We start from the raw sequence: 23,385 nt of genomic DNA on the forward strand, positions 1-23,385 counted from the left end.
CCGCCCCGGGGGCCCCCGGGGGGGGGGGCGGGGGCGCCCCCCCCCCCCCCCCCACGATTCTGTCAGACCTCGGGGAACCAGAGCTTGAGCTCGCGCTCGGCCGACTCCGGCGAGTCCGAACCGTGCACCAGGTTGTACTGGGTCTCCAGCGCGAAGTCGCCGCGCAGGGTGCCCGGGGTGGCCTTCTCGACCGGGTCGGTGCCGCCGGCGAGCTGACGGAACGCGGCGATGGCGCGCGGGCCCTCGACGGCGATCGCGACCAGCGGGCCCGAGGTGATGAACTCGAGGAGGTCGCCGAAGAACGGGCGCTCCTTGTGCTCGGCGTAGTGCTCCTCGGCGACCGAGCGCTCGACGGTGCGCAGTTCGAGGGCGGCGAGCTTCAGGCCCTTGCGCTCGATGCGAGCGATGACCTCGCCGACGAGGCCGCGCGCGACGCCATCGGGCTTGACGAGGACCAGCGTGCGTTCAGTCACGGCGGTATTACTCCTTGGGTGGGATTCGTGCTATTCGCCCGGAGCCTACTGGGTGCTTCGCCGCTCACTTCACTTCGGACCAGGGAATGGCCTCGATCCGTTCGAGGTGCTCCTCGCCCCACTCCCCGAGCGCGGCCATCGCGGTGTTCAGGGAATCCCCGAATTCGGTCAGCGAGTACTCCACCTTCGGCGGAACCTGGTGGTACACCTCGCGATGCAGCAGGCCGGTGGTCTCCATCTCGCGCAGTTGCAGGATCAGCACCCGCTCGCTGATGCCCGGCACCGCGCGCCGCAGTTCCCCGAAACGCAGCGGCCCGTCCTGGAGTGCGAACAGGATGAGCCCTTTCCATTTGCCGCCCATGACGGCTATCGCGGCGTCGAGGCCGCAGGTGAACGTCCGGTTCTTGGTCATCGCTTCACATACCTTTTTGTCAGTACCTGGCGAAATAGTAGGTACTTGATCGAATGTACGCGACCGCCCAGCATGGAGTCATCCCGAAGATTTCCTTGGACTGGAGCGAAAAATGCCGAAGACGCCGGTGACCGTCGTGGGCCTCGGTTCGATGGGTTCGGCCCTGGCGGACGCCTTCCTGGCGGCCGGGCATCCGACCACCGTGTGGAACAGGACGGCCTCGAAGGCCGAGCCGCTGGTCGCGCGGGGAGCGATCCTGGCCGCGACGGCCGGGGACGCGGTGCGGGCGAGCCCGTTGACCATCGCCTGCCTGACCACCTACGAAGACACGCGCGCGGCCCTGGAACCCGCTTCCCTGGCCGGACGCGCTTTGGTGACCTTGAACAGCGGCTCACCGGCGGAGGCGCGCCGGATGGCCGAATGGGCGATAGAGCACGGCGCGCGATACCTCGACGGGGCGATCAAGAACGTGCCGTCGGCCGTGGGAGCGCCGGACACGCTGCTGTACTACGGCGGCGACAAGAGCGTTTTCGACGAGCACCTGGAGACGTTGCGGGTGCTCGGCGGCGACACCGTCCATCTCGGCGAGGAGACCGATCTGGCGGCGTTGTACGAAACTGCCGTCGGCGGCACCCTGTTGCCCGCGCTGGTCGGGTTCTTCCAGGGTGCCGCCGCGCTGCGGTCGCGCGAGCTCGCGGCCGAGACGCTCTTGCCCTACGCCACCAAGTGGTTCGAGATGATCATCTCGGTGCTTCCGGTGTTCACCAAGGAAATCGACAGCGGCGACTACTCGGATCCCGCGTCCTCGGTGGACATCTTCCACGCCGGCGCCGCCGCCGACCTCGGGCTGGCCGAGGAAGGCGTCGACGTCGCGTGGCAGCGGCCGATGCACGACCTCGTGCGGCGGGCCGTCGAGGCCGGGTACGGCGATCGCAGCATCTCGGTCCTGACCGAACTGCTCAGCGTTGGGGCCGCAGGGTCTTCGACCACAGCGAAGCGCCCGTAGCGTCCCTCAGGTCGACCGTGAGCGCGCCGCTCCGTCCGTCGATGTTCACCTCGCCGAAGTGCTGGAAACCGTCGGCGGGCGAGGTGTTCGCGGCGGGCGGGGCGTGCACGAACACCGCTTCCGGCCCGAAGGTCGGGTCGAGGGTGTTCGGGCCGAACGCGCCGGCGTTGAGCGGGCCGGAGACGAACTCCCAGAACGGGTCGAAATCGGTGAACGACGCGCGATCCGGCGAGTAGTGGTGCGCCGCGGTGTAGTGCACGTCGGCGGTCAGCCAGACGACGTTGCGCACCCGGCGCCGCGAGATCTCCCGCAGCACCCAGGCGAGTTCGGTCTCGCGGCCGCCGGGCGCGCCGGGCAGGCCGTTGGCGACGCCCTCGATGGCCTTGCCGTCCGGGACGGTGAGACCGATCGGAAGGTCGGCCTGGACGATCTTCCAGGTCGCGGTGCTGCGGTCGAGCGCGTCGACGAGCCAGCGGGCCTGACGGTCGCCGAGGACATGACCCGGCTTGGTCTGGTCCGAGGTGTTGGCGTCCTTGTAGGTCCGCATGTCCAGCACGAAGATCTCGGCGCGGGAACCGTGCCGGAAGTTGCGGTACACGCGGCCGTCGACGGCCTGGCGGCGGTCGATCGGGTGCCATTCGTGGAACGCCTGGAACGCGCGGGCGGCGAGCACGTCCACGCGCTTTTCGGTGTATTCGGGGCGGTCGTCGAGGATCTCACCCGGGTACCAGTTGTTCACGACTTCGTGGTCGTCCCACTGGACATAGGCGGGCACGTTCGCGGTGAAGCGCTTGAGGTTCTCGTCGAGGAGGTTGTAGGCGAACTGGCCGCGGTACTCGTCGAGCGTCTCGGCGACCTTCGCCTTCTCCGGGGTGACGATGTTGCGCCACACGCGCCCGCCGGGCAGCGCGACGGTCTCGGTGAGCGGCCCGTCGGCGTAGACCGTGTCTCCACAGTGGAGGAACAGATCGGGACGGCGGTCGGCCATCGCGCGGTAGATGGTCATGCCGCCGCGTTCGGGGTTGATGCCCCAGTTCTGCCCGGCGACGTCGCCGGACCACAGCAGCCGGACGTCCGAGCGGCCGACCGGGGCGGTGGCGAAGCGGCCGGTGACGGCCTCGCTGCGGGTGCCGCCGTCGAGGTCTTCGGCGGTGACGCGGTAGTGGACCTCGGTCCCCGGCATGAGGCCGGCGACGCGGACCTTGCCGGTGCCGCCGGTCTCCGGGCTCATCACCGGGCCGCGCACGACGCGCGCGTGCCGGAACGACGGATCCCGGGAAACCTCCACGATCAGCCGCGACGGCCGGTCGGCGCGCGACCAGACGATGCCGGAACCGGTGGTGACGTCGCCGGACTGGACACCGTGGGTGAGCACCGGGCGGTCGCGGCGGAGGAGCGGGACGGCGTTCGCGGTCGCGGTTCCGGGGAGGAGCAGTCCGCCCGCGACCGCTCCGGCGCCGGTGAGACCGGCTTTGAGCAGGGTGCGGCGGTTGTGGTGGGTTGCGGTCATGGCGCGGTTCTATCCCGCGGTCACGGCCGGTGGGCCAACTGCGGTTGACCTGGTGATGAACGAACGGGCGGTAGCCGGCTCAACCGTTCGGTCGATGCCTCCCCGTGTCGGCGCCGGTACTTTCGATCACGGGGATGGTCGATCCGGATGGGGGAAGATGCGAAGATTCCAGCGCGGTCTCGTGCTGCTCACGGCGGCCTTGGCGGTGTCGAGCGTTACGACGGGCGTCTCGTCGGCGGACGAGCTCGGCCGGTCGCGGGCGGTGATCCGGTACACCGAGTACGGCATCCCGCATATCGCGGCGAAGGACTTCGACGGGCTCGGCTACGGCTACGGGTTCGCCGCGGCCAAGGACAACATCTGCGAACTCGCGAACACCTATCTGACCGTGTCCGCGCGGCGGTCCGCGTACCTCGGCGCGGGCGGCCAGGGCAACCCGGCGATGAGCGAGGCGGAGAACAACCTCGACAGCGATCTGTACTTCCAGCGGATCAACGACTCGGGCGTGGTCGAGCGGCTGCTCGCCCGGCCCGCGCCGCACGGCCCGCGGACCGAGGTCCGGGAGCTGGCGTCCGGTTACGTCGCGGGCTACAACGCGTACCTGAAGCAGACCGGCGTCCAGCGCATCACCGATCCGGTGTGCCGCGGCGCGGACTGGGTCCGGCCGATCACCGAACTCGACTTCTACCGGCATTTCTACGCCGTCACGTCGGTCGCCGGGCAGGGCTTGCTCGCCTCCGACCTCATCCGGACCCAGCCTCCGTCCACAAAGGACGTCCCCGCCGCGGGGCCGGAGTCGGCGCCGAAAATCGCAGACGGGCTCCGGAAGACCATGAAGACCGGCGAACTCGGCAGCAACGGCATCGCCGTCGGCGGAGACGGGACGAAGTCCGGCGGCGGCCTGTTGCTCGGGAACCCGCACTATCCGTGGCAGGGCGGGCGCCGGTTCTGGCAGTCGCAGCTGACCATTCCCGGCCGGTTCGACGTCGCGGGCGGAAGCCTGCTGGGGCTCCCGATCCCGCAGATCGGCCACAACGCCGACGTCGCCTGGACGCATACGGTGTCGACGGCGATCACGTTCGGCCTCTTCGAAGTACCGCTGGCACCCGGCGACCCGACGACGTACCTGGTCGACGGAAAACCGGAGAAGATGACCGCGCAGGAGGTGAAGGTCGAGGTCCGCGAACCGAGCGGGGAGCGGCGGCAAGTCGCCCGCACCTTCTACGGGACACGGTACGGCCAGGTGCTCGGTTCGGCGTTCGGCGTGCCCACGCCGTGGACCACGAAATCCGCGCACGCGCTGCGCGACGGGAACGCCGGCAACCTGCGCGGCCTCAACACCTGGTTCGAACTGGCCGGAGCACGCGGCACCACGGACGTGGCCAACGCGCTCGCGCGCACCCAAGGCGTCCCGTGGGTCAACACCATCGCCACGGACAGGGCGGGGAACGCGCTGTACAGCGACATCCAGGTCGTCCCGCACGTCACCGACGAGCGGGCCGCGGACTGCGGGACCCCGCTGGGCCGCGCGCTCTTCCCCGGCACGGGACTCTCCATTTTGGACGGTTCGAAGTCGTCGTGCGACTGGGGTTCCGACCCGGGTTCCCTGGAACCGGGCCTGTTCGCGCCGTCCCGGCTGCCGCTGCAGCAGCGACGCGACTACGAACTCAACGCCAACGACAGCGCCTGGCTCTCCAACGCCCGCGCACCGATCGCGCCGCTCCCCCGGATCGTCGGCTCGACCGGCACCCAGCGGTCGGACCGGACGCGGGAAGCGCTGATCGCCACCGAAGAGGGCTTGGCGGGCAAGGGATTCACGCCGTCGTCGATGAAGGACATGCTGTACCGCGACCGAAGCCGCACGGCCGAGCTCGCGGCCGCCGACACGGCGAAGATGTGTGCGGCCTTCCCCGGCGGCCAGGCTCCGTCCTCGTCGGGGCCGGTGCCCGTCGGCAACGCCTGCGCGACATTGGCCTCCTGGGACCACACGTTCCGGCTCGAAAGCCGCGGCGCGCTGTTCTTCGAGCGGTTCGTGGACCGGATCGGCGGGCTGCGGGGCATCTGGCAGGTCCCGTTCGACCCGAACCAGCCGGTCACCACGCCGAACACCCTCGCGACCGGGAATCCCGACGTGCAGAAGGCCTTCGGTGACACGCTCACGGAGTTCCGTGCCAACGGCATCCCGGTCGACGGCAGGCTCGGCGACCACCAGACGGTGACCAGGGCCGGGCAGACGATCCCGATCCACGGCGGGCCGGGCGACCTGGGCGTGCTCAACGTGATCACGGCGCAGTGGGATCCGGCCAAGGGCAACCACGAGGTCGGGCACGGATCCAGCTACGTACAGGTGGTCGGGTTCAGCGGCAAGGCCGCCTGCCCGGACGTCTCGACGATCGTGACGTACTCGCAGTCGACCGACGTCACGTCACCGCATTTCGCCGACCAAACGCGGCTGTACTCGCGGGGCGGCTGGGTGCGGGGACGCTTCTGCGCCGCGGACATCGCGAGGTCGCCGGAGCTTCGGGTGGTGAGGCTGCGCTAGGCGCGTGATCGGAGACGTAACTCGCGTGCTTAAAGACGTAACTCGCGTGCTTGGAGGCGTAACTCGCGTGATCGGACCCCGCACACTCGAGTGCGGTCTCCAGACACGTGAGTTACGCCTCTGATCACGTGAGATACGCCTTCGATCACGCGAGTTACGCCGTTGCCCTGGGGGCCCGGAGAACCTACTGAGGTTGCTGTTGCTGGCTGGGGAGTGTCCCGGCCGCCATCCGCCGCGCCACATCGCGGCGCAGCCACAGCAGCCACAGCCAGATCCCGAGGAAGATCACCCCGAGGATCGCGACGGCGGGCAGCGCGACGAAGAAGGCGATCAACGCGACCTGCAGGACGAGCACCGCGGGCACCGCCCACGGCTTCTTCAGGAAACCGCACAGCACGATCAGCGCGACCGCGATGACGATCACCGACCAGCCGGTGAACGAGCCGACACCGCCGCCGAGTTTCGCCACCACCGGCAGCGCGAGCGCGACGGTGATGCCCTCCATGATCAGCGAGCCCGCCATCACGCCGCGGAAGGACTTCATCGGGTCCTTGGCGGGCGGCTTCGGGGTTTCGTCGGTCACGCCGGCTCCTTACCGAACAGGGTCCTGGCCTCGCCCGCGGTGACGACCGAGCCGGTGACCAGCACGCCGCCGCCCGCCAGCGGCTCCTCGGGGTCGTCGTTCTGCTCGACGAGGCCGATGGCGGTCTCGATCGCGGCGTCCAGGCTGGGCTCGGCCACGACCCGGTCTTCGCCGAAGATCGAGATGGCGATGTCGTTGAGCTCGTCGAGCGGCATCGCGCGCGGGGACGAGTTCTTGGTGACGACGATCTCGGACACCACCGGTTCGAGGGCGTCCAGGATGCCGCGGGCGTCCTTCTCCGCCATCACGCCGACCACGGCGACGAGACGGCGGAAGGCGAACTCCTCGGCGACGGTGGTCGCGAGCGCCTTGGCGCCGTGCGGGTTGTGGGCGGCGTCGAGCAGCACGGTCGGCGCGGCGCGGACGCGCTCCAGCCTGCCGGGCGTCTCGACCTCGGCGAAGGCCTCCCGGACGGCCTCGATGACCAGTTGCTTGTCCTTGCCCGCCCCGAAGAACGCTTCGACGGCGGCCAGGGCGAGCGCGGCGTTGGCGGCCTGGTGCGCGCCGTGCAGCGGCAGGAAGATCTCGTCGTACACCCCGCCGAGGCCCTGCAGTTTGAGCATCTGCCCGCCGACGGCGACCTCGCGCTCCAGCACGCCGAACTCGCTGCCGGCGCGGGCGACGCTCGCGTCGACCTCGACGGCGCGTTCCAGCAGGATCTTCTGCACTTCGGGCTCTTGCTCGGCGATGACCGCGACGCTGCCGGGTTTGATGATCCCGGCCTTCTCCACCGCGGCCTTGGCCGGAGAGCCGCCGAAGTACTCGACGTGGTCGACGCCGATCGGGGTGATGACGGCGACTTCGCCGTCGACGACGTTGGTGGCGTCCCAGGAGCCGCCGAGCCCGGTCTCGATGACCGCGGCTTCGACGGGCGCGTCGGCGAAGGCCGCGAACGCCATCCCGGTGAGCACCTCGAACTTGCTCATCGGCACCGCGTCGGGCCCGCCCGCGTTGTCCACCATGGTCACGTACGGCGCGACGTCGCGATACAGATCGACGTACGCGGCGGCGGAGATGGGGGCGCCGTCGAGCGCGATCCGCTCGGTGACCAGCTGCAGGTGCGGGCTCGTGTACCGGCCGACACGCAGGCCCATCCGGGTCAGCAGCGCATCGATCATCCGGGTGGTCGAGCCCTTGCCGTTGGTCCCGGCGACGTGCAGCACCGGGTAGCCGCGGTGCGGTTCACCCATGAGGTTGACCAGGGCCGCGATCCGGGCGAGGGACGGCTCGATCTTGGTCTCGGGCCAGCGCTGGTTCAGCTCGGCCTCGACGGCGAGCAGTTCGCGGCGCGCCTGCTGCCCGTTCGGGTCGGCCGGGGCGAACTCGTCGCCCTGGTCGTCCAGTTCGTGCAGCTCCACGTCCTCGGGGGCGACAAGGTCCGGCACGGGGCCGAGCGCGAGGTTGTCCCCCAGCTGCCCGATCCCGCCGATACCGCCCCGTGAACCGCCGCCCGCCTGGTACGCGGCGTCGGGTGCGTCCAGATCCGGGTCGGTGTCGTCGGACGGATCGTGGGCGCGGGCCCCCAATTCGTCGACACCGGCGAAACTGTCCAGATCTGCCAGGTCCGGGGATTCCCTGAAATCTTCGGAATCCCGGCCGTCACCTCGCGGCACGAACTCTCCTCTTACCCTTGCTACCTGTCGGACCGAGTCTACGTGCGGCTTTCCTGGCACTCTCGACGCATGGGGTTCAACCACAACGACCACTACCACCCGCTCCTGCTCGACCAGCTGCCTCCCGGTCCCGGCGTGGCGCTGGACGTGGGCTGCGGCGGCGGGCGGTTCGCGCGGCGGCTCGCGGCGACCGGGATGCACGTCGAGGCGATCGACCGGTCCGGCCCGATGATCGAGCTCGCCCGCGCCGCCGGTTCGCCGGGGCCGGGCACGATCTCGTACCGGCAGGCCGACGTCGTCACGGAAAAGCTGCCGGAGGAGGCCTACGACTTCATCTCCTGCCTCGCGTCGCTCCACCATGTGCCGTTCGACACGGTCACGAAGCTGCGTGACGCGCTGGTCCCAGGCGGTGTGCTGGCCGTGCTCGGCCTCGGCAAGCCCAGCACGTTCGCCGACTACGCGCGTGCCATCGTGGCCTCCCCCGGTCAACGCCGTGGCCAGAGTGGTCGTGTACGCGGCCGACCGGCTCAACGGCGGGGCCGATCCGCTGCCGAAGGCGCCGATCGTGGAGACCTACCCGCCGATGAACCGGATCCGGCGCGACGCGGCCAGGCTGTTGCCGGGGAGCGAGGTCCGGAACCTGCTCTTCTTCCGGTATCTCCTCATCTACCGGCGGCCGGAAGACGATCACCCGATGTGACACCCCAAGCGGGTGAAACCGGCGCCCGACCACCCGATCGGCGGCGCCGACAGGAGCGGATCCGGTTCATTTTTGAGAGGCCATCCAGTCCGGAGATCGGGGTCCTCATGCGCTACAGACGTGTCCTGTTCGCGGCCGTCTCGACCGTCGTCCTGCTGATCGCCTCCGCCACGGCGGCCACCGCCACCACGCGGCCCTACCGGAACTACGTCGCGCTGGGTGATTCCTACACCTCCGGGCCGCTCATCCCGCTCCCCCGCCTCGACCCGCTCTTCTGCGGCAAGTCGACGCAGAACTATCCGTCGATCCTCGCCGCGGCGCTGCGGGTCCGTTCCTTCACCGACATCAGCTGCGGCGGCGCCGACACCACCAACATGACGCAGCGGCAGAGCGTCACCCTCGGCAGCAACCCGCCCCAGTTCAGCGCCCTGCGCGCGAACACCGACCTGGTCACGGTCGGGATAGGCGGCAACGACTACGGCGTCTTCGGCACGCTGGTCGGCACCTGCCCGTCACTGCGCGCGAGCGACCCCACCGGGAACCCGTGCCAGGACCGGTTCACCGTCGGCGGCGTCGACACCATCAAGGCCAAGATCGCCGACACCGGCAAGAACGTCGAGAAGGTGCTGGCCGGGATCCACGCCCGCTCGCCGCGCGCCGACGTGCTCGTCGTCGGCTACCCGCGGATCGCGCCGGAACGCGGCTACTGCCCGAAGATCCTGCCGTTCGCCGAGGGCGACTACGCATGGCTCAACGATGTCGAGAAGGCGTTGAACTCGGCGATCGAGAAGGCCGTCGCCGCCGATGGCAAATCGACCTTCGTGGACACCTTCGGTCCCTCGGCCGGGCACGACGCCTGCGCGAAGAACGGCGCCGCCTGGATCAACGGACAGCACACGAAGCTGCTCGCCGCCGCGGCCTACCACCCGTATCGCACCGGGATGGCGGGCGTGGCCGGGGTGGTCCTCCGACACCTTCGCTGAATGCAATGAACGGGCCGTTCCTTGCGAAAGGAACGGCCCGTTCACAGCGTTCGTCAGGAGGCGGGAAGCGTCGCCAATCGGGCGTTGATGCGCTCGATGTCGGCGACCGCGGTCTCCTTGCGGGCCCGGATCTTGCCGATCACCGGCTCCGGCGCCTTGTCGATGAAGGCCTGGTTGCCGAGTTTGGCCTCGGCCTGCGCCAGTTCCTTCTCCGCCGCGCCGAGGTCCTTCTGCAGGCGCTTGCGCTCGGCGGCGACGTCGATGGTGCCGGACAGGTCCAGCTCGACGGTGACGACACCGGCCGACAGACCGACCTCGAGCGACGCGCTCGGCGCGAAGCCGTCCTCGGGCTGGGTGAGCCGGACCAGCGCGCGGATCGGCTCGTCATGCCCGGTGATCTCGGCGAATCCTTCGCCGGATAGCCGCGCGGCCACCTTCTGGCTGGGCTTGAGGCCCTGATCCGCGCGGAACCGGCGGACCTCGGTGACGAGTTTCTGCACGTCCGCGATCCGCTTGTCCGCCACAGGGTCGGCGTACGAGGCATCGGCCACCGGCCACGGGGCGACCACCAGCGACTCGCGGCCGGTCAGCGCCGTCCACAGCTTCTCGGTGATGAACGGGATGAACGGGTGCAGCAGCTTCAGCACCGTGTCGAACAGGTGCCCCAGCACCGCGCGCGTCGCCGTCACGCGGGCCTCGTCACCCTGGAAGACCTGGACCTTCGACAGCTCCAGGTACCAGTCGCACAGCTCGGTCCAGGTGAACTGGTAGAGCGTGTCGGTGGCCTTCGCGAACTGGTAGTCCGCCAGGTAACCGGTGACCTCGTCGACGACGTTGCCGAGCCTGCCGAGGATCCAGCGGTCGGCCTCGGTGAGCTCGGCGGCCGGGGGCAGCGGCGAGTTCGCGTCCGCGCCGTTCATCATCGCGAACTTGGTGGCGTTCCAGAGCTTCGTGGTGAAGTTCCGGGAGCCCGCGACCCACTCTTCGCCGATCGGCACGTCGGTGCCCGGGTTGGCACCCCGCGTGAGGGTGAAGCGCAGCGCGTCCGTGCCGTACTTGTCCATCCACTCGATGGGGTCGACACCGTTGCCCGCGGTCTTCGACATCTTCTTGCCGAACTGGTCGCGGACCATGCCGTGCAGCGCGATGGTCTTGAACGGCGCCTCGCCGGTGGCGTAGAGGCCGAACATCATCATCCGCACGACCCAGAAGAACAGGATGTCGTAGCCGGTGACCAGCACCGACGTCGGATAGAACTTGTTCAGGTCCGGGGTCTTCTCCGGCCAGCCGAGGGTGGAGAACGGCCACAGGCCCGACGAGAACCAGGTGTCGAGGACATCCGGGTCCTGGGTCCAGCCCTCACCTGAAGGCGGCTCCTCGTCCGGTCCGACGCAGACGACCTCGTCGTTCGGGCCGTACCAGACCGGGATGCGGTGGCCCCACCACAGCTGACGCGAGATGCACCAGTCGTGCAGGTTGTCGACCCAGTCGAAGTAGCGCTTCTCCATCTCCGCCGGGTGGACGTTCACCCGGCCGTCGCGCACCGCGTCGCCGGCGGCCTTCGCGAGCGGGCCGACCTTGACGAACCACTGCAGCGAAAGCCGCGGCTCGATCGGCTCCTTGGACCGCTCGGAGTGCCCGACGCTGTGCAGGTACGGGCGCTTCTCCGCGACGATGCGGCCCTGCTCGCGCAGCTTCTCCCGCACCGCGACACGGGCTTCGAAGCGGTCCATGCCGTCGAATTCGGTGCCGGTGCCGTCGATCCGGCCCTGCTCGTCCATGATCGTGATCATCGGCAGGTCGTGCCGCTGGCCGATCTCGAAGTCGTTCGGGTCGTGCGCGGGGGTCACCTTGACCGCACCGGTGCCGAACTCCGGGTCGACGTGCTTGTCCGCGACGATCGGGATCTTGCGCCCGGTCAGCGGAAGCTCGACCTCGGTGCCGATGAGGTGGGTGTAGCGCTCGTCGTCCGGGTGGACCGCGACGGCGGTGTCGCCGAGCATCGTCTCCATCCGGGTGGTGGCCACGACGATCGCGTTCTCGCCGTCGCCGTAGCGCATCGAGACGAGCTCGCCCTCGACCTCTTCGTGCTTCACCTCGGCGTCGGACAGCACCGACCGCAGCTCCGGCGACCAGTTGACCAGCCGCTCGGCGCGGTAGATGAGGCCGTCGTCGTAGAGCTTCTTGAAGATCGTGTTGACGGCCTTGGACAGGCCGTCGTCCATGGTGAACCGCTCACGGGTCCAGTCGACGCCCTCTCCGAGGCGCTTCATCTGGGCGAGGATCTTGCCGCCGTGCTCGTTCTTCCACTGCCAGACGCGCTCCACGAAGGCCTCACGGCCGAGCTCGCGGCGGCTGGTGCCCTCGGCGCGGAGCTGCTTCTCGACCAGCGCGTGGACCGCGATGCTCGCGTGGTCCATGCCCGGCAGGTACAGCGTCTCGTCGCCGAGCATGCGGTGGTAGCGGGTGATGGCGTCGATCAGGGTGTGCTCGAACGCGTGCCCGATGTGCAGCGAACCGGTCACGTTCGGGGGCGGGATGACTACCGTGAACGGCGGCTTGTCCGACGTGGGGTCGGCCGTGAAGTAGCCGGCGTCTACCCAACGCTGGTAGAGCGAGGCTTCTTCGTCGGCCGGGTTCCAGGTACCCGGAAGGTCGGTCTGCTGCGGCTGGGCGTTCTCGGTCACAGTTGACAAGTCTACGAACCCTCTCCATCGAGTTCCTCACCGGCCGTAACGCCGCGATGGTCCGGGTAAGGTGGCCGGTGGAATTCGGCGACGGATCACGACCAACCGGGGGACACGAGTCAGATGGACGAAGAAGACCGGCGGATCGAGACCCACCCGGACCTGGTCGACCCGAACTGGCAGAAGCACGCCGAGCTGGACGCCTGGCTCGGTGCGAAGAAGGAGCTCAAGAAGAAGCGCCGCAGGCAACGCAAGGCGGCGGCCTCCGGTGGCGGCTACCACGCGCCGGGGTCGAGCCGCTGGCCCGGCGTCGCGGCGATCGTCGGCCTGATCGTGCTGGTCGTGGCCGCGGTGACGGTGAACGCGGTGCAGGAACGCGGCGTCAACGAGACACCCTGGTTCCCGCTCGACGAAACGCAGATCGCCCGGATCGTCACCGACGCCTGACCCCTCGGTCGCGCGCCGGAGCGGCAAGGCGCACGATGGGGTCATGACCCGCGAAGCACCCGCGAACGACGTTGACGAGACACAGCTCGAAGTCGGGAAACCGAAGAGCTGGGCGGCCGGGATCCCCGGGGTCGCCGTCTCCCTGAAGCGCGGCATGGAACAGATGGGCACCGCGCGCACTGTGAAGACGCTGCGCCTGCTGAACCAGCGCGACGGCTTCGACTGCCCCGGGTGCGCCTGGCCGGAGCCGCGCGAGGTCGACGGTGAGCACCGCAAGCTCGCGGAGTTCTGCGAGAACGGCGCGAAAGCCGTCGCCGAGGAAGCGACGAAGCGTCGCGTCGGCCGTGAGTTCTTCGCCGCGCACTCCATCCACGAGCTGGCGGACAAGACGGACTACTGGCTCGGCCAGCAGGGCCGCATCACCGAGCCGTTCGTGCTGCGCGAAGGGGCTTCGCACTACGAGCCGATCTCCTGGGACGACGCGTTCACGCTGGTCGCGGACGAACTGCGGGCACTGAGCGACCCGAACGAGGCGATCTTCTACACCTCCGGCCGCACCAGCAACGAGGCCGCGTTCCTCTACCAGCTGCTCGTGCGCTCCTTCGGCACCAACAACCTCCCCGACTGCTCCAACATGTGCCACGAGTCCTCCGGCGCGGCGCTCGCGGCCACGACCGGGATCGGCAAGGGGTCGGTGTCGCTCGCCGACATCCACAAGGCGGACCTGATCGTGGTGGTCGGCCAGAACCCGGGCACCAACCACCCGCGCATGCTGTCCGCGCTGGAGGAGGCCAAGGGCAACGGCGCCAAGATCATGGCGGTCAACCCGCTGCCCGAAGCCGGTCTGATGCGGTTCAAGAACCCGCAGAACGTCCGCGGTGTGGTCGGCAAGGGCACCCCGCTGGCCGACGAGTTCGCGCAGATCCGGCTCGGCGGCGACCTCGCGCTGTTCCAGGCGATCGGTCATCTGCTGCTGAAATGGGAGCAGGAGACTCCCGGCACGATCGTCGACCGCGCGTTCGTCGAGTCGTCCACCGAGGGCTTCGAGGACTACGCGAAGCATCTGCGGGAGATCGACTGGACCGAGGTCGGCGCCGCGACCGGCCTGCCGCGGGAGCAGATCGAGCGGCTCGCGCGGATGATCGCGACGTCGAAGCGGACCATCTACTGCTGGGCGATGGGCCTGACCCAGCACAAGCACGCCGTGCAGACGATCTCCGAGATCGCGAATCTGGCGCTGGTGCGCGGCATGATCGGCGAACCGGGCGCGGGTCTGTGCCCGGTTCGCGGGCATTCCAACGTCCAGGGCGACCGGACGATGGGCATCTGGGAGAAGATGCCGGAGTCCTTTATGGACAGTCTCGACGCCGAGTTCGGCATCAAGGTCCCGCGCGACCACGGGCACGACACCGTCGCCGCGATCCGCGCGATGCGGGACGGCGAGGGCAAGGTCTTCTTCGCCGTCGGCGGCAACTTCGCGTCCGCCACCCCGGACACGGAGCTGACCGAAAAGGCGCTCAAGTCCTGCTCGTTGACCGCGCACGTGTCGACGAAGCTCAACCGGTCGCACGTCGTCCCCGGCAAGACCGCGCTGATCCTGCCCACCCTCGGCCGCACGGAACGCGACGTCCAGGCGGGCGGCGAGCAGTTCGTCACCGTCGAGGACTCGATGTCGCAGGTGCACACCTCGCGCGGCAGGCTGGCGCCGGCCAGTGAGCACCTGCTGTCCGAGGTCGCCATCATCTGCCATCTCGCGGAGGCCCTGCTCGGCGCCGGGCACGCCGTGCCGTGGCGGGACTTCCACGCCGACTACGACCTCATCCGCGACCGGATCGCCCGCGTCGTCCCTGGCTGCCACGACTACAACGCCCGGGTGCGCGAGCCGGACGGGTTCGTCCTGCCGCACGCGCCGCGTGATTCGCGGCAGTTCAACGGGACCGCGAACGGCAAGGCGAACTTCACCGTCTCCGAACTCGAGTATCCCGAGGTGCCCGAAGGCAGGCTGCTGCTGCAGACGATGCGCAGCCACGACCAGTACAACACCACCATCTACGGCCTTTCCGACCGTTACCGCGGGATCGAGGACGCGCGGCGCGTGGTGCTGGTGAACCCCGAGGACCTGGTTTCGCTCGGGCTCACCGACGGCGCGATGGTCGACCTGGTCTCGGAATGGCGGGACGGCGACCGCCGGGCCCCGCGGTTCCGCGTGGTCTCCTATCCGACGGCGAAGGGCTGCGCGGCGGCGTATTTCCCCGAGGCGAACGCGTTGGTGCCGCTGGATTCGGTGGCCGACAAGTCGAACACGCCGGTGTCGAAGGCGATCGTGGTGCGGTTGGAGCCGGTGACCGCACCTTAGGCCGCCCGGTCGGCGGTGTCGGGCGGGACGGCCCGGGCCCACCGTGAAGTGACCGACCCACTTCGCGGAAAGGCCTTGCCATGTCACGAAGATCGGCTCTGCGTTGCTTCGCCGCCCTGGCCTCGCTCCTGCTCGTCGCGGTACTGCCCGGCGCGGCCACCGCCGCTCCGGGCGCACCGCCGCCGCTGCCCTTCGTCTCCCAGCTCGACCTGTCCTGCTACCGGACCGAGGGCTACAAACCGCCGCCGGTGGAGCTCACCCTCGCGCACCTCAACCCCGTCCTCGCGAAATTGCCGTCCGAGACGGTCAAGCTGGGCGAACGCCAGCAGCTTTGCGTACCGGTCGCGAAGAACGGCGCGATCCCGCCGCCGGGCATCCTCGACTACGTCCGCTGGGTGGATCTGTCCTGCTACCGGATCGAGGGCCGCGCGGTGGACTTCCCGCTGACGCTGAGCCAGCTGAACCCCGTCGTACAGAAGCTCGGCATCCAGGACGCACACGTCACGATGTTGTCGCCGGAGCAGTTGTGCGTCCCCGTCGCGAAGAACGGGACGCTGCCGCCGCCGGAGATCCTGTCGTTCGTGCGGCACATCGACCTCGAGTGCTACGCCCTGCGCGTCCTCGGTATCCCCACCATCCCGTTCCCGCTGACACTGGGCCAGCTCAACCCGGTGCTGGCCGACCGGCCGAAGACGGACGTGAAGGTCGGCAACGCGCGGCAGTTGTGCGTCCCGGTGGCCAAACGCGGTGACGAGATCCCGCCGGAGGTGCTCGGCACCGTCCAGTGGCTGGATCTGGCGAAGGCGGACGTCAGCACCGCGCCCAGCGTCGTCGGCCCGGTCTCGCTGAAGCTGACCCACCTGAACCCGGTGCTGACGCGGCTTCCCAGTGAAGAGGTCGTTCTCACCGAACCGGTGCAGCTCGGCCTTCCGGTGGCCAAGAACGGCAAGGTCCCGCCGGGCTGAGCATCAGTCGATACATCCGGCGCTGTCCGGGGTGATCGGCTGATCACCCTGGGCGGGCGCTCCCCCGCCCGCGGACACGCCCGGTCCTTTGTAGACCTGACCGAGGACGACCTCGACCTGGCCCGCGGCGACCGAATCTGCTTTCTGGACGTCCAGTCCGCCGAGCAGTTTCGCGATCTCCGCCGCGGGTCCGGCAGCGTCGCTGTACCGGACGACCGACGTCCGCCGCCCGGCCTCGGCCTTCGTGTCGCCCTTGCCGTAGCCCTTCTCCGCCAAGAGATCCGAGACGCGGGCGGCGAGACCGTCCTTGCCGCTCGCGTTGACGACGTCGACCTTGGGGCCGGCCGGAGCCTGCGGGGTCGCGGGCTGCGCGCCGATCAGCGAGGCGGCGAAGGCGCGCACCTGGGCGGGATCCACCTGCACGGCGGTCCAGGTCGGATGCCGGGGGTCGTAGCGGTAGTCGGGGTTGACCACCGGGATCGTCTCGAACGCGATACCGCCGCCGGACACCCCGCGCATCTGCCGGACGAAGTCGAGCAGGTCCCACGATCCGTCGAGCACCACCGAACGCTTCACCGCGTCGATCAAGTCGGACACGCGCGCCGGGTTGGCGAGGGTCCCGCCGGACAGCACCTTCTGCGCCAGTCCCGCGAGGAACACCTGCTGACGGCGGACGCGGTCGAGGTCACTGCGGGGCAGGTTCTTGCGCTGGCGGACGAAGGCGAGCGCGTCGGCCCCCTGGATCGTCTGCCGCCCGGCCGGGAAGTCCGCGCCCGAATCGCGGTCCTTGGTGGCCTTGTTCAGGCAGACCTCGACCCCGCCGACGGCCTTGCTGATCTCGTAGAAGCTCAGCAGGTTGACCTCGGCGAAGTGGTCGATCTTGACGCCGCTGAGCTCCTCGACCGCCTTCAGGGTCGCCTTCCGCGCGGCGGTGATCGCCTGCTTGTTGATCTCGGCCTTGTCGGTCTTGCCCGCCGCGCGCTGCTCATTCGCCGAGGCGAACTTGGTCCGGCCGAAGATCTCGTTGATCTTGCTCTTGTCCTTCGAGCCCGGCTGCGCGACCCATGAGTCCCGCGGGATCGAGAACGCCTTCACCGCCTGCTGCCCGTTGGGGATGCGGAGCACGATGAGGGTGTCGGTCAGGTCGTCGCCGTTCGCCCCGGCGCGCAGCTCGCGCAGGATCTCCGGCGGAAGCGGCCGGTCCTGGTTGTCGGTCCGCGCGTCGCGGCCGACCAGGAGGATGTCCAGCGAGCCGTCGGCGGGCTGCTCTCCCGGGTCCGGCGCCTCGATCACGTCTTCACGCGTGACGCCTTCGAGCGACTCCAGCGTCGTGTATCCGTACGCGGTCCCGCCGAACACCGCCACCGCCAGCGCGGCGACCAGGACCTTCCCCAGCTTGTGCACGTTCCATAGACGCGCGGAAAGCCTTCAGCGCTGCATTCGTGATCCAGTTCACATCCGCAGATACGAGGCGCCGTTCAGATCGAGGATCGCGCCGGACGCCCACGCGGCCTCGGCGGAAGCGAGGTAGAGCACCGCGGCCGCGACCTCCTCCGGCGTGCCGACCCGGCCGAACGGGCTCTCGCCGCGCGCGCCTTCGACCTTCGCCGCGACCCGGTCCGTGGCGGTGAAGCCGGGCGCCACCGTGGTCACGGCGATCCCGTGCGGACCGAGGGCGACCGAGAGCGATTGCCCGAGCGAGTGCACCGCGGCCTTGCTCGCGCCGTACGCGGGGAACTCGGGCTCGCCCTTGAAGGCGCCCCGCGAGCCGATGTTGACCACGCGGCCGGGCACGCCGCGCTCGATCATGTGCCGGGCCACGCAGTAGGTCACGTTCGCGGTGCCGAGCACGTTGACGTCGAGCATCCGCCGCCAGACCCGCTGCCAGTCCTCATAGGACACTTCGGCGACGGGATGGGCCGACGACGCGGACGGCGCGAAGGCGGCGTTGTTCACCAGGACGTCGACACCGCCCACCAGCGCCTCGGCCTCGCCGGCGACCCGCTGCGCCACCTCGGGATCCGAGAGGTCGCCCTGGACCAGGCCGTGCCCGGAACCGGGCAGCTCGCCGAGGGTCCGCTCGGCGTCCTCCCGCTTCGAGGCGTAGTGGACGGCGACACGGTCGCCCTTTTCCGCGAAGGCGCGGGCGAGGGCGCGGGCCCGGCCCCGCGCCCCCCCCCGGNGAGTGGTAAGGACGGTTCTAACCGTCCTTACCACTCACGAGACTTGACCGACCACGTCTCCGCCGCCCTTTGCTCGCCGCTTGAAGTACATGTCGCGAAAGCCACTTTCGCGACGTCTGGTGTCCCGAAAGTGGCTTTCGCGACACCACCTCCAGAACCTGGCTAGAACCGTCGTCGCCACTCAACGAGAGCCCTCTACTCGGCGGCCACCCAGTTGCCGTGGAAGCCGTTCGGCACCCGGTCCGGCAGATGCACGGCGCCGACGGTCTCCAGCGTCCCCGCGTCCAAAATGGTCAGATCGCTCTTCTGCGTCGCGGCGTCGTAGACGAAACCCATCAGCACACCTTCGTCCTCCCCGGCGTCCACAGAGGACGGAACGAAGACGAACTCCCCCACCTGACTGCCCGCGCCGAATTCCCGCGAAGCGACCGACCGGTTCCACAGGTCGTGTTTGAGCAGCGACCCCGAGGACGCCGATCCGTCCTTTGTGGACACCGAGTAGCCGAAGCGGTGCCGCCGCCCCACCAGACGCTCGTCGACACGCGGGAACTCCTGCCCCTGGTCGTCGAGGCGTTCCTCGACGACCTTGCCGGCACTCAGGTCGATCGTCCAGCGGTCCAGGGTCGGCGGCCCCTCGGCGGGCCCGAGCAGTTCGGTGTCGAACATCTTCGGGTGGCGGACGACGTCCAGCACGATGTCGTCGCCGTCGTCGTAGGCGTTCATCGGATGGAAGACGTAGCACGGCTCGATCTCGAACCAGCGGACGTCACCGTTGCCGCCCTCCCGCGGCATGACCCCGATCCGCGCCGGATACTTCGGGTTCCAGCGGTACGGCAGGCCGGCGTTGCCCGAGATCCGCTGGCGCAGCTTCGCCCCGAAGGGATCCGGCACCTTCACCTTGCCCACCAGCGCGGACAGCACGAGCCGCGCGGGCGTGCGCAGGATCGACGGGACGGACGCGGCGGCCGCCTGGTCGCTGTCGAAGGCGACCGGGAGGTCGTAGAACACGACGTGCTTCTCGGTCAGGGAGAAGTCGTGCATCATCGGCGAACCGGCGACCTCGACGTCGACCGTGCGGCGCGCCCGGCCCCGCGCGTCGATCACCGAGTACTGGACCTTGTTGCCCGAGCCGAAGAAGTACGACACGGCGTGCAGCTCACCGGTCTCCGGATCGCGTTTCGGGTGGGCGGTGTAGCCGCCGGGAAGCGTGCCGTCGAAGTCGCAGGCGTCGACGGTGTCGAGTTCGTCGGTCAGCTCGAAGCTGGTGGCGCCGCCCTCGATCAGCGCGAGCGTCTTGCCCGCGTGGCCGATCACGTTCGTGTTGGCCCCCAGCGACGCGGTTGTCCCGCCTTCCCATCTCTCGCCCAGACGCGCGGACAGCCGCGGGTTGCGCACCCAGCGGTTGCGGTACCACTCGGCGCGGCCGTCCCGCAGCCGGACGCCGTGCACCATGCCGTCGCCCATGAACCAGTGATAGGTCGCCGGGTCCACTTCGGACAGCGGGTTCGGCCCGTTCCGCAGGTAGCGGCCGTCCAGGTACTCCGGGATGTGCCCGGTGACGCTCAGTTCGGTGATCGTGTGCTCGCGGCTGACCGGGGCGAAGTTGCCCTCGAGGAACTTGTTGCCCATCACTGGCCCCCTACCGGCGGAATAACGATGTTATGCACTCATTTATAACAGGGTTATGGGATACTGGCAAGCATGGCATCGAAACCCTCCGCCGCCGAGGTCAAGGCCAAGCTGATCGAGGCGGCGATCCGGCTGCTCTCGGACGGCGGCCCGGAGGCGCTCCAGGCCCGCAAACTGGCGGCCGAGATCGGTGCGTCGACCATGGCCGTGTACACCCACTTCGGCGGGATGGGCGCCTTGGTGAACGAGGTCGCGCGCGAGGGCTTTCGGCGGCTGTCGGCGAATTTGGGCGAAGTCGAGGAGACCGGCGACCCGGTCGCCGACATCCTCACCCTGGCGCTGGCCTACCGGCGGACCGTGGTGGACAACCCGCAGCTCTACGCGGTGACCTTCGGCCAGAGCCAGCCCAGCGGGCAAAAGGCGGCACTGGGCGACATGACCAAGGAGGAGACCCGCCAAAACGCCAGCGAAGAGGGCGTCGAGGCCTTCGGCTACCTCGTCCGCGCCGCGAAGCGGGTGATCGACGCCGGCCGGTTCCGTCCCACCTCCGAATTCGAGGTCGCCGCCCAGCTCTGGAGCGCCGTGCACGGCTACATCACGCTGGAGGTCGCCGGGCATTTCGGCGACGGCGAGAATGGTGTGGACCACATCCTGATTCCCCTGGCCACCGCCCTCGGCGTGGGTCTCGGCGACACTTACGAGGCGGCGACGCGGTCCGCGCGGGTCTCGATCGAGGCGTGGCGCGCGAAAGAGGGAAACATCGGCACCTGATCCGGCGATACCCCGGTCACAGGTCGGTGAATCGTGCAACCTTCGAGCGGAAGCGCGCGTCTGACCTGGTGGAAGCCCTCGGGCCGGAAAGAAACCGCGGGGGAATGGGAAGCGGGAACGGGGATCGGTGAACGAGGACGACCAGGGGCACACGACGCTGCCGGGGGTGGACGGCGCCCGCCGGTGGCTGAGCCGTCGGTCCGTGCTGATCGCCGGCGCCTCCGGTCTCGGAGTCGCCGGGCTCGCCGCCGGAACGGCCACCGGGGCCCTGCCGTTCAGCGAAGCGCTCCAGCGGGCGCTCGGTGTCGCGTCGCCGACGCCGGCCACGCAGCTGGGCAGCCCCCGCGTCGAACGCGTCTACTCCGAAGCCCGCGGCCGCGAGGTCGATCTCGTGCTCATGCTGCCGACCAAGGCCCCGCCCAAGGGCCTGCCGATGTCGCTGATGCTGCACGGCCTCCACGGCACCGCGCGTCACGCGGCTCCCACCGGGCTGCTCAAGCAGCTCGGCAGCGAGGTCGCCCGCAAGGCGGTGCCGCCGTTCGGGTTCGTCGCCGTCGACGGCGGTGACCACTACTGGCACGAGAACCAGCCCGGGGACAACCCGATGGCGATGCTGCTCGAAGAGGTCCCCCGCTGGCTGGCCGCCCGCGGACTCGGCGGCCGGGACGGGCAGCCGTTCGCCGCCACGGGGCTTTCGATGGGCGGCTTCGGCGCGCTGCTGTACACCCGGCGCCGCCTGGAACGCCGTCGTCCGCCCGCCGCGGTCGCGGCGCTCGCGCCCGCGCTGATCACGTCGTGGGCCGAGATGAGCAAACGGCGCGCGTTCCGCGACGCCGCCGACTGGGGTTCACTGGATCCGTTGCGCCACATCCATGTCACCAAAAGCGTGCCGACCGGTATCTGGTGCGGGACCGAAGACCCGTTCATCGGCGGGGTGCGGAAGTTCATCTCCGAAGCGCGACCCACGGTCGCGCACACGGCGCGCGGCAAGCACGGCGACACGTTCAACCGCACGGTCGTGCCGAGCCTGATCGCGTTCCTCGGCAAGCACGTCCCGAAGCACGCCTGAGCTCAGACGCGGAAGTAGATCCTGGTAACGGTCGAACCCGGTCTGAGGTACTGCCGGACCAGATCGGCGACCTGGTTCACCAGCACCAGGCCACGTCCGCCAAGTTGCCCCGGCAATGCGGGACGACGGCCCGCCAGCGGATCGCTCAAGGTGCCTTCGTCGACGACCTCGCAGAGCACGTGGCCCTCCTCGCGCCAGACCCGCACGACACCGTGCCCGGAACCGTGCAGCACGCTGTTGGCGGACAGTTCCGCCACGGCGAGCACGAGATCCTCCACCCGTTCCCTGGCGAGCCCGCTCCCTTCGGCCCGGACCTGCGCGAACCGGCGCACGGCGGCGAGCGTGCCGAGGTCGAAGCGGAACGCGTCGGCCGACCGCGGCTCGGGCAGCGGCAGGTTGTACTTCTCGACGACCGCGTCGGGTGCGTAGCCCGGGCTCGGGCGATCCCCGTCGGCGCCGGAAAGGGTGGGGTGGGTCCGCTCCGCGTCCGCGAGGACGTCGTCTTCGAGCCGGGTGCGGTCGTACGGGCACAGGATGCTGAGGTCGCGGTCGCCGAAGGCGAAGTTGATCAGTGCCTCGTGCTGCGCGCACGCCGGGTACTCGACGGCCGAACGGCCCGCCCAGATCGGCTCGCCGATGATCCGGACCGGCCCAGGCCGGTTGTCCGCGAACGCGAGCAGCACACCGGGGAGGATGCGGCCCGGATTCCGCCCGGCTTCGCTCATGTCGATGAGCTCGACCTCGGCGGCGGACTCCCCCAACGCCGCTTCGATCAGGGCCAGATTCCGGCTCGGCACGGCCACCGCCACGGGCTCGTCGTGCTTCAACCCCTCCAGGATGTACGGAATCGTACCGTCCAAGTACTCGGTGTCACCGGAGTAGAGCAGGCCCACGTGGGAGAAGGGCCCAGCGGTGACTGTCACGGACTCGTCTTACCCCGTCCAGGGGATTCTGAAACCCTGCTAACGGAGGGAAATCCGGAAATGGGTGCGGGGCGATCAGCCGAGCCAGCGCCCCGCCATCGAGATCAACCAGAATCCGGCGAGCGTCGCACCGGTGAACAGGCCGGTCCAGGCGACGAGCGGCTGGTTCGCCTCCGCGCTCCGCGCCCCCTTGATCCGGATGAGCGCGTACGCCGAAACGGCGAAGAACGGCAGCGGGATCAGCGGTAGCGGCGACAGCCGGACGACGCCTGCCACCAGGCAGGTCGCCACCAGCACGCCCAGCGCGATCGTCAGCGCGCGCGGGATCCACGGATGCCCGCGATAGGCCCCGACGACGATGCGTTCGGTGAGCTCGACGAGTCCCCTGACCTCGCGTGGACTCGCGGCTGCCAGCTCGGGAGCCTCGTTCTCGTCCTTCGTGGGAGTCAGCGGCACTCTCGCATCCTATCCCG

The 23,385-nt window shown here is 69.5% G+C and carries 19 protein-coding genes and 1 pseudogene; 9 read left to right on the forward strand and 11 right to left on the reverse strand.

The window, feature by feature from the left end; all coding sequences use genetic code 11:
* Positions 1–62 precede the first annotated feature (62 nt).
* Together ndk and ACXIZN_RS22435 are read right to left on the reverse strand one after the other, a co-directional pair.
* On the reverse strand, positions 63–473 hold the full coding sequence (gene ndk / locus ACXIZN_RS22430; protein ID WP_005158515.1) for a nucleoside-diphosphate kinase: 411 nt from the start codon (positions 471–473) through the stop codon (positions 63–65).
* A 64-nt stretch (positions 474–537) separates the two neighbouring features.
* Positions 538–885, reverse strand: coding sequence for a winged helix-turn-helix transcriptional regulator (locus ACXIZN_RS22435; RefSeq protein WP_192745848.1), 348 nt, complete (start codon positions 883–885; stop codon positions 538–540).
* Between the two features lie 112 nt (positions 886–997).
* Here ACXIZN_RS22435 and ACXIZN_RS22440 point away from each other — a divergent pair, with 112 nt between their 5' ends.
* Entirely contained in the window at positions 998–1,891 is an 894-nt protein-coding gene (locus ACXIZN_RS22440; protein ID WP_457956682.1) for an NAD(P)-dependent oxidoreductase, read from the forward strand.
* On the opposite strand, the gene ACXIZN_RS22445 is transcribed toward ACXIZN_RS22440, so the two are convergent.
* The gene (locus ACXIZN_RS22445) at positions 1,845–3,401 is read right to left on the reverse strand and encodes an alkaline phosphatase D family protein (RefSeq protein ID WP_457956683.1); all 1,557 of its coding nucleotides are present in this window, start codon (positions 3,399–3,401) and stop codon (positions 1,845–1,847) included. The two genes, ACXIZN_RS22440 and ACXIZN_RS22445, sit on opposite strands and share 47 nt — an antisense overlap.
* A 157-nt stretch (positions 3,402–3,558) precedes the next feature.
* Here ACXIZN_RS22445 and ACXIZN_RS22450 point away from each other — a divergent pair, with 157 nt between their 5' ends.
* A complete protein-coding gene (locus tag ACXIZN_RS22450; RefSeq protein ID WP_457956685.1) occupies positions 3,559–5,943 on the forward strand; it encodes a penicillin acylase family protein in 2,385 nt (794 codons plus the stop codon).
* Between the two features lie 184 nt (positions 5,944–6,127).
* Here the strand turns inward: ACXIZN_RS22450 and ACXIZN_RS22455 are convergent, their stop codons facing one another.
* The gene (locus ACXIZN_RS22455) at positions 6,128–6,526 is read right to left on the reverse strand and encodes a DUF4233 domain-containing protein (protein WP_125694671.1); all 399 of its coding nucleotides are present in this window, start codon (positions 6,524–6,526) and stop codon (positions 6,128–6,130) included.
* Entirely contained in the window at positions 6,523–8,199 is a 1,677-nt protein-coding gene (folC, locus tag ACXIZN_RS22460) for a bifunctional tetrahydrofolate synthase/dihydrofolate synthase (protein ID WP_457956687.1), read from the reverse strand. The genes ACXIZN_RS22455 and folC overlap by 4 nt, the downstream gene beginning before the upstream one ends.
* A gap of 69 nt (positions 8,200–8,268) precedes the next feature.
* Between folC and ACXIZN_RS22465 the strand changes: the two are divergent.
* Both ACXIZN_RS22465 and ACXIZN_RS22470 read left to right on the forward strand, forming a co-directional pair.
* Positions 8,269–8,899 (forward strand): annotated as a pseudogene (locus ACXIZN_RS22465) (class I SAM-dependent methyltransferase).
* A 107-nt stretch (positions 8,900–9,006) separates the two neighbouring features.
* Complete coding sequence (locus ACXIZN_RS22470; protein ID WP_457956688.1) at positions 9,007–9,882, forward strand: SGNH/GDSL hydrolase family protein; 876 nt, start codon at positions 9,007–9,009, stop codon at positions 9,880–9,882.
* A 53-nt stretch (positions 9,883–9,935) separates the two neighbouring features.
* Here the strand turns inward: ACXIZN_RS22470 and ACXIZN_RS22475 are convergent, their stop codons facing one another.
* Entirely contained in the window at positions 9,936–12,569 is a 2,634-nt protein-coding gene (locus ACXIZN_RS22475; RefSeq protein ID WP_457956690.1) for a valine--tRNA ligase, read from the reverse strand.
* Between the two features lie 123 nt (positions 12,570–12,692).
* On the opposite strand from ACXIZN_RS22475, the gene ACXIZN_RS22480 reads away from it, so the two are divergent.
* The 3 genes from ACXIZN_RS22480 (at position 12,693) to ACXIZN_RS22490 (ending at position 16,337) form a co-directional block, all read left to right on the forward strand.
* The gene (locus tag ACXIZN_RS22480; protein WP_457956692.1) at positions 12,693–13,016 is read left to right on the forward strand and encodes a hypothetical protein; all 324 of its coding nucleotides are present in this window, start codon (positions 12,693–12,695) and stop codon (positions 13,014–13,016) included.
* Positions 13,017–13,059: 43 nt separating this feature from the next.
* Positions 13,060–15,372, forward strand: coding sequence for an FdhF/YdeP family oxidoreductase (locus ACXIZN_RS22485; protein WP_457956694.1), 2,313 nt, complete (start codon positions 13,060–13,062; stop codon positions 15,370–15,372).
* Between the two features lie 80 nt (positions 15,373–15,452).
* Complete coding sequence (locus tag ACXIZN_RS22490) at positions 15,453–16,337, forward strand: hypothetical protein (protein ID WP_457956695.1); 885 nt, start codon at positions 15,453–15,455, stop codon at positions 16,335–16,337.
* Positions 16,338–16,340: 3 nt separating this feature from the next.
* Here the strand turns inward: ACXIZN_RS22490 and ACXIZN_RS22495 are convergent, their stop codons facing one another.
* From ACXIZN_RS22495 to ACXIZN_RS22505, 3 genes are all read right to left on the reverse strand, one after another.
* Positions 16,341–17,741 (reverse strand): LCP family protein, encoded by a 1,401-nt coding sequence (locus ACXIZN_RS22495; protein ID WP_457956697.1) that lies wholly within the window; start codon positions 17,739–17,741, stop codon positions 16,341–16,343.
* 48 nt (positions 17,742–17,789) lie between these two features.
* The gene (locus ACXIZN_RS22500) at positions 17,790–18,554 is read right to left on the reverse strand and encodes an SDR family NAD(P)-dependent oxidoreductase (protein ID WP_457956699.1); all 765 of its coding nucleotides are present in this window, start codon (positions 18,552–18,554) and stop codon (positions 17,790–17,792) included.
* A 161-nt stretch (positions 18,555–18,715) separates the two neighbouring features.
* On the reverse strand, positions 18,716–20,149 hold the full coding sequence (locus ACXIZN_RS22505; RefSeq protein WP_457956701.1) for a carotenoid oxygenase family protein: 1,434 nt from the start codon (positions 20,147–20,149) through the stop codon (positions 18,716–18,718).
* Positions 20,150–20,221: 72 nt separating this feature from the next.
* Between ACXIZN_RS22505 and ACXIZN_RS22510 the strand changes: the two genes are divergently transcribed.
* Positions 20,222–20,920 carry a TetR/AcrR family transcriptional regulator gene (locus ACXIZN_RS22510; protein ID WP_457956702.1) on the forward strand — a complete coding sequence of 233 codons (699 nt, stop codon included), beginning with the start codon at positions 20,222–20,224 and terminating at the stop codon, positions 20,918–20,920.
* A 127-nt stretch (positions 20,921–21,047) separates the two neighbouring features.
* Positions 21,048–21,989: an alpha/beta hydrolase-fold protein gene (locus tag ACXIZN_RS22515; protein WP_126729764.1), complete on the forward strand. Its 942-nt coding sequence runs from the start codon at positions 21,048–21,050 to the stop codon at positions 21,987–21,989.
* 2 nt (positions 21,990–21,991) lie between these two features.
* Here ACXIZN_RS22515 and ACXIZN_RS22520 read toward each other — a convergent pair whose 3' ends face one another.
* Together ACXIZN_RS22520 and ACXIZN_RS22525 are read right to left on the reverse strand one after the other, a co-directional pair.
* Entirely contained in the window at positions 21,992–22,912 is a 921-nt protein-coding gene (locus tag ACXIZN_RS22520; protein ID WP_457956704.1) for an anti-sigma factor RsbA family regulatory protein, read from the reverse strand.
* Between the two features lie 75 nt (positions 22,913–22,987).
* Positions 22,988–23,368, reverse strand: a complete 381-nt coding sequence (locus ACXIZN_RS22525) for a hypothetical protein (protein ID WP_457956705.1) — start codon at positions 23,366–23,368, stop codon at positions 22,988–22,990.
* Between the last annotated feature and the right edge of the window lie 17 nt (positions 23,369–23,385).

It is taken from the genome of Amycolatopsis sp. TRM77291, assembly GCF_054166285.1.

Bases quoted from the DNA above. Each gene is read 5' to 3' on its own strand.
- ACXIZN_RS22435 (WP_192745848.1), bottom strand. From the start codon at position 885: ATGACCAAGAACCGGACGTTCACCTGCGGCCTCGACGCCGCGATAGCC.
- ACXIZN_RS22440 (WP_457956682.1), top strand. From the start codon at position 998: ATGCCGAAGACGCCGGTGACCGTCGTGGGCCTCGGTTCGATGGGTTCG.
- ACXIZN_RS22445 (WP_457956683.1), bottom strand. From the start codon at position 3,401: ATGACCGCAACCCACCACAACCGCCGCACCCTGCTCAAAGCCGGTCTC.
- ACXIZN_RS22450 (WP_457956685.1), top strand. From the start codon at position 3,559: ATGCGAAGATTCCAGCGCGGTCTCGTGCTGCTCACGGCGGCCTTGGCG.
- ACXIZN_RS22470 (WP_457956688.1), top strand. From the start codon at position 9,007: ATGCGCTACAGACGTGTCCTGTTCGCGGCCGTCTCGACCGTCGTCCTG.
- ACXIZN_RS22480 (WP_457956692.1), top strand. From the start codon at position 12,693: ATGGACGAAGAAGACCGGCGGATCGAGACCCACCCGGACCTGGTCGAC.
- ACXIZN_RS22485 (WP_457956694.1), top strand. From the start codon at position 13,060: ATGACCCGCGAAGCACCCGCGAACGACGTTGACGAGACACAGCTCGAA.
- ACXIZN_RS22490 (WP_457956695.1), top strand. From the start codon at position 15,453: ATGTCACGAAGATCGGCTCTGCGTTGCTTCGCCGCCCTGGCCTCGCTC.
- ACXIZN_RS22505 (WP_457956701.1), bottom strand. From the start codon at position 20,149: ATGGGCAACAAGTTCCTCGAGGGCAACTTCGCCCCGGTCAGCCGCGAG.
- ACXIZN_RS22510 (WP_457956702.1), top strand. From the start codon at position 20,222: ATGGCATCGAAACCCTCCGCCGCCGAGGTCAAGGCCAAGCTGATCGAG.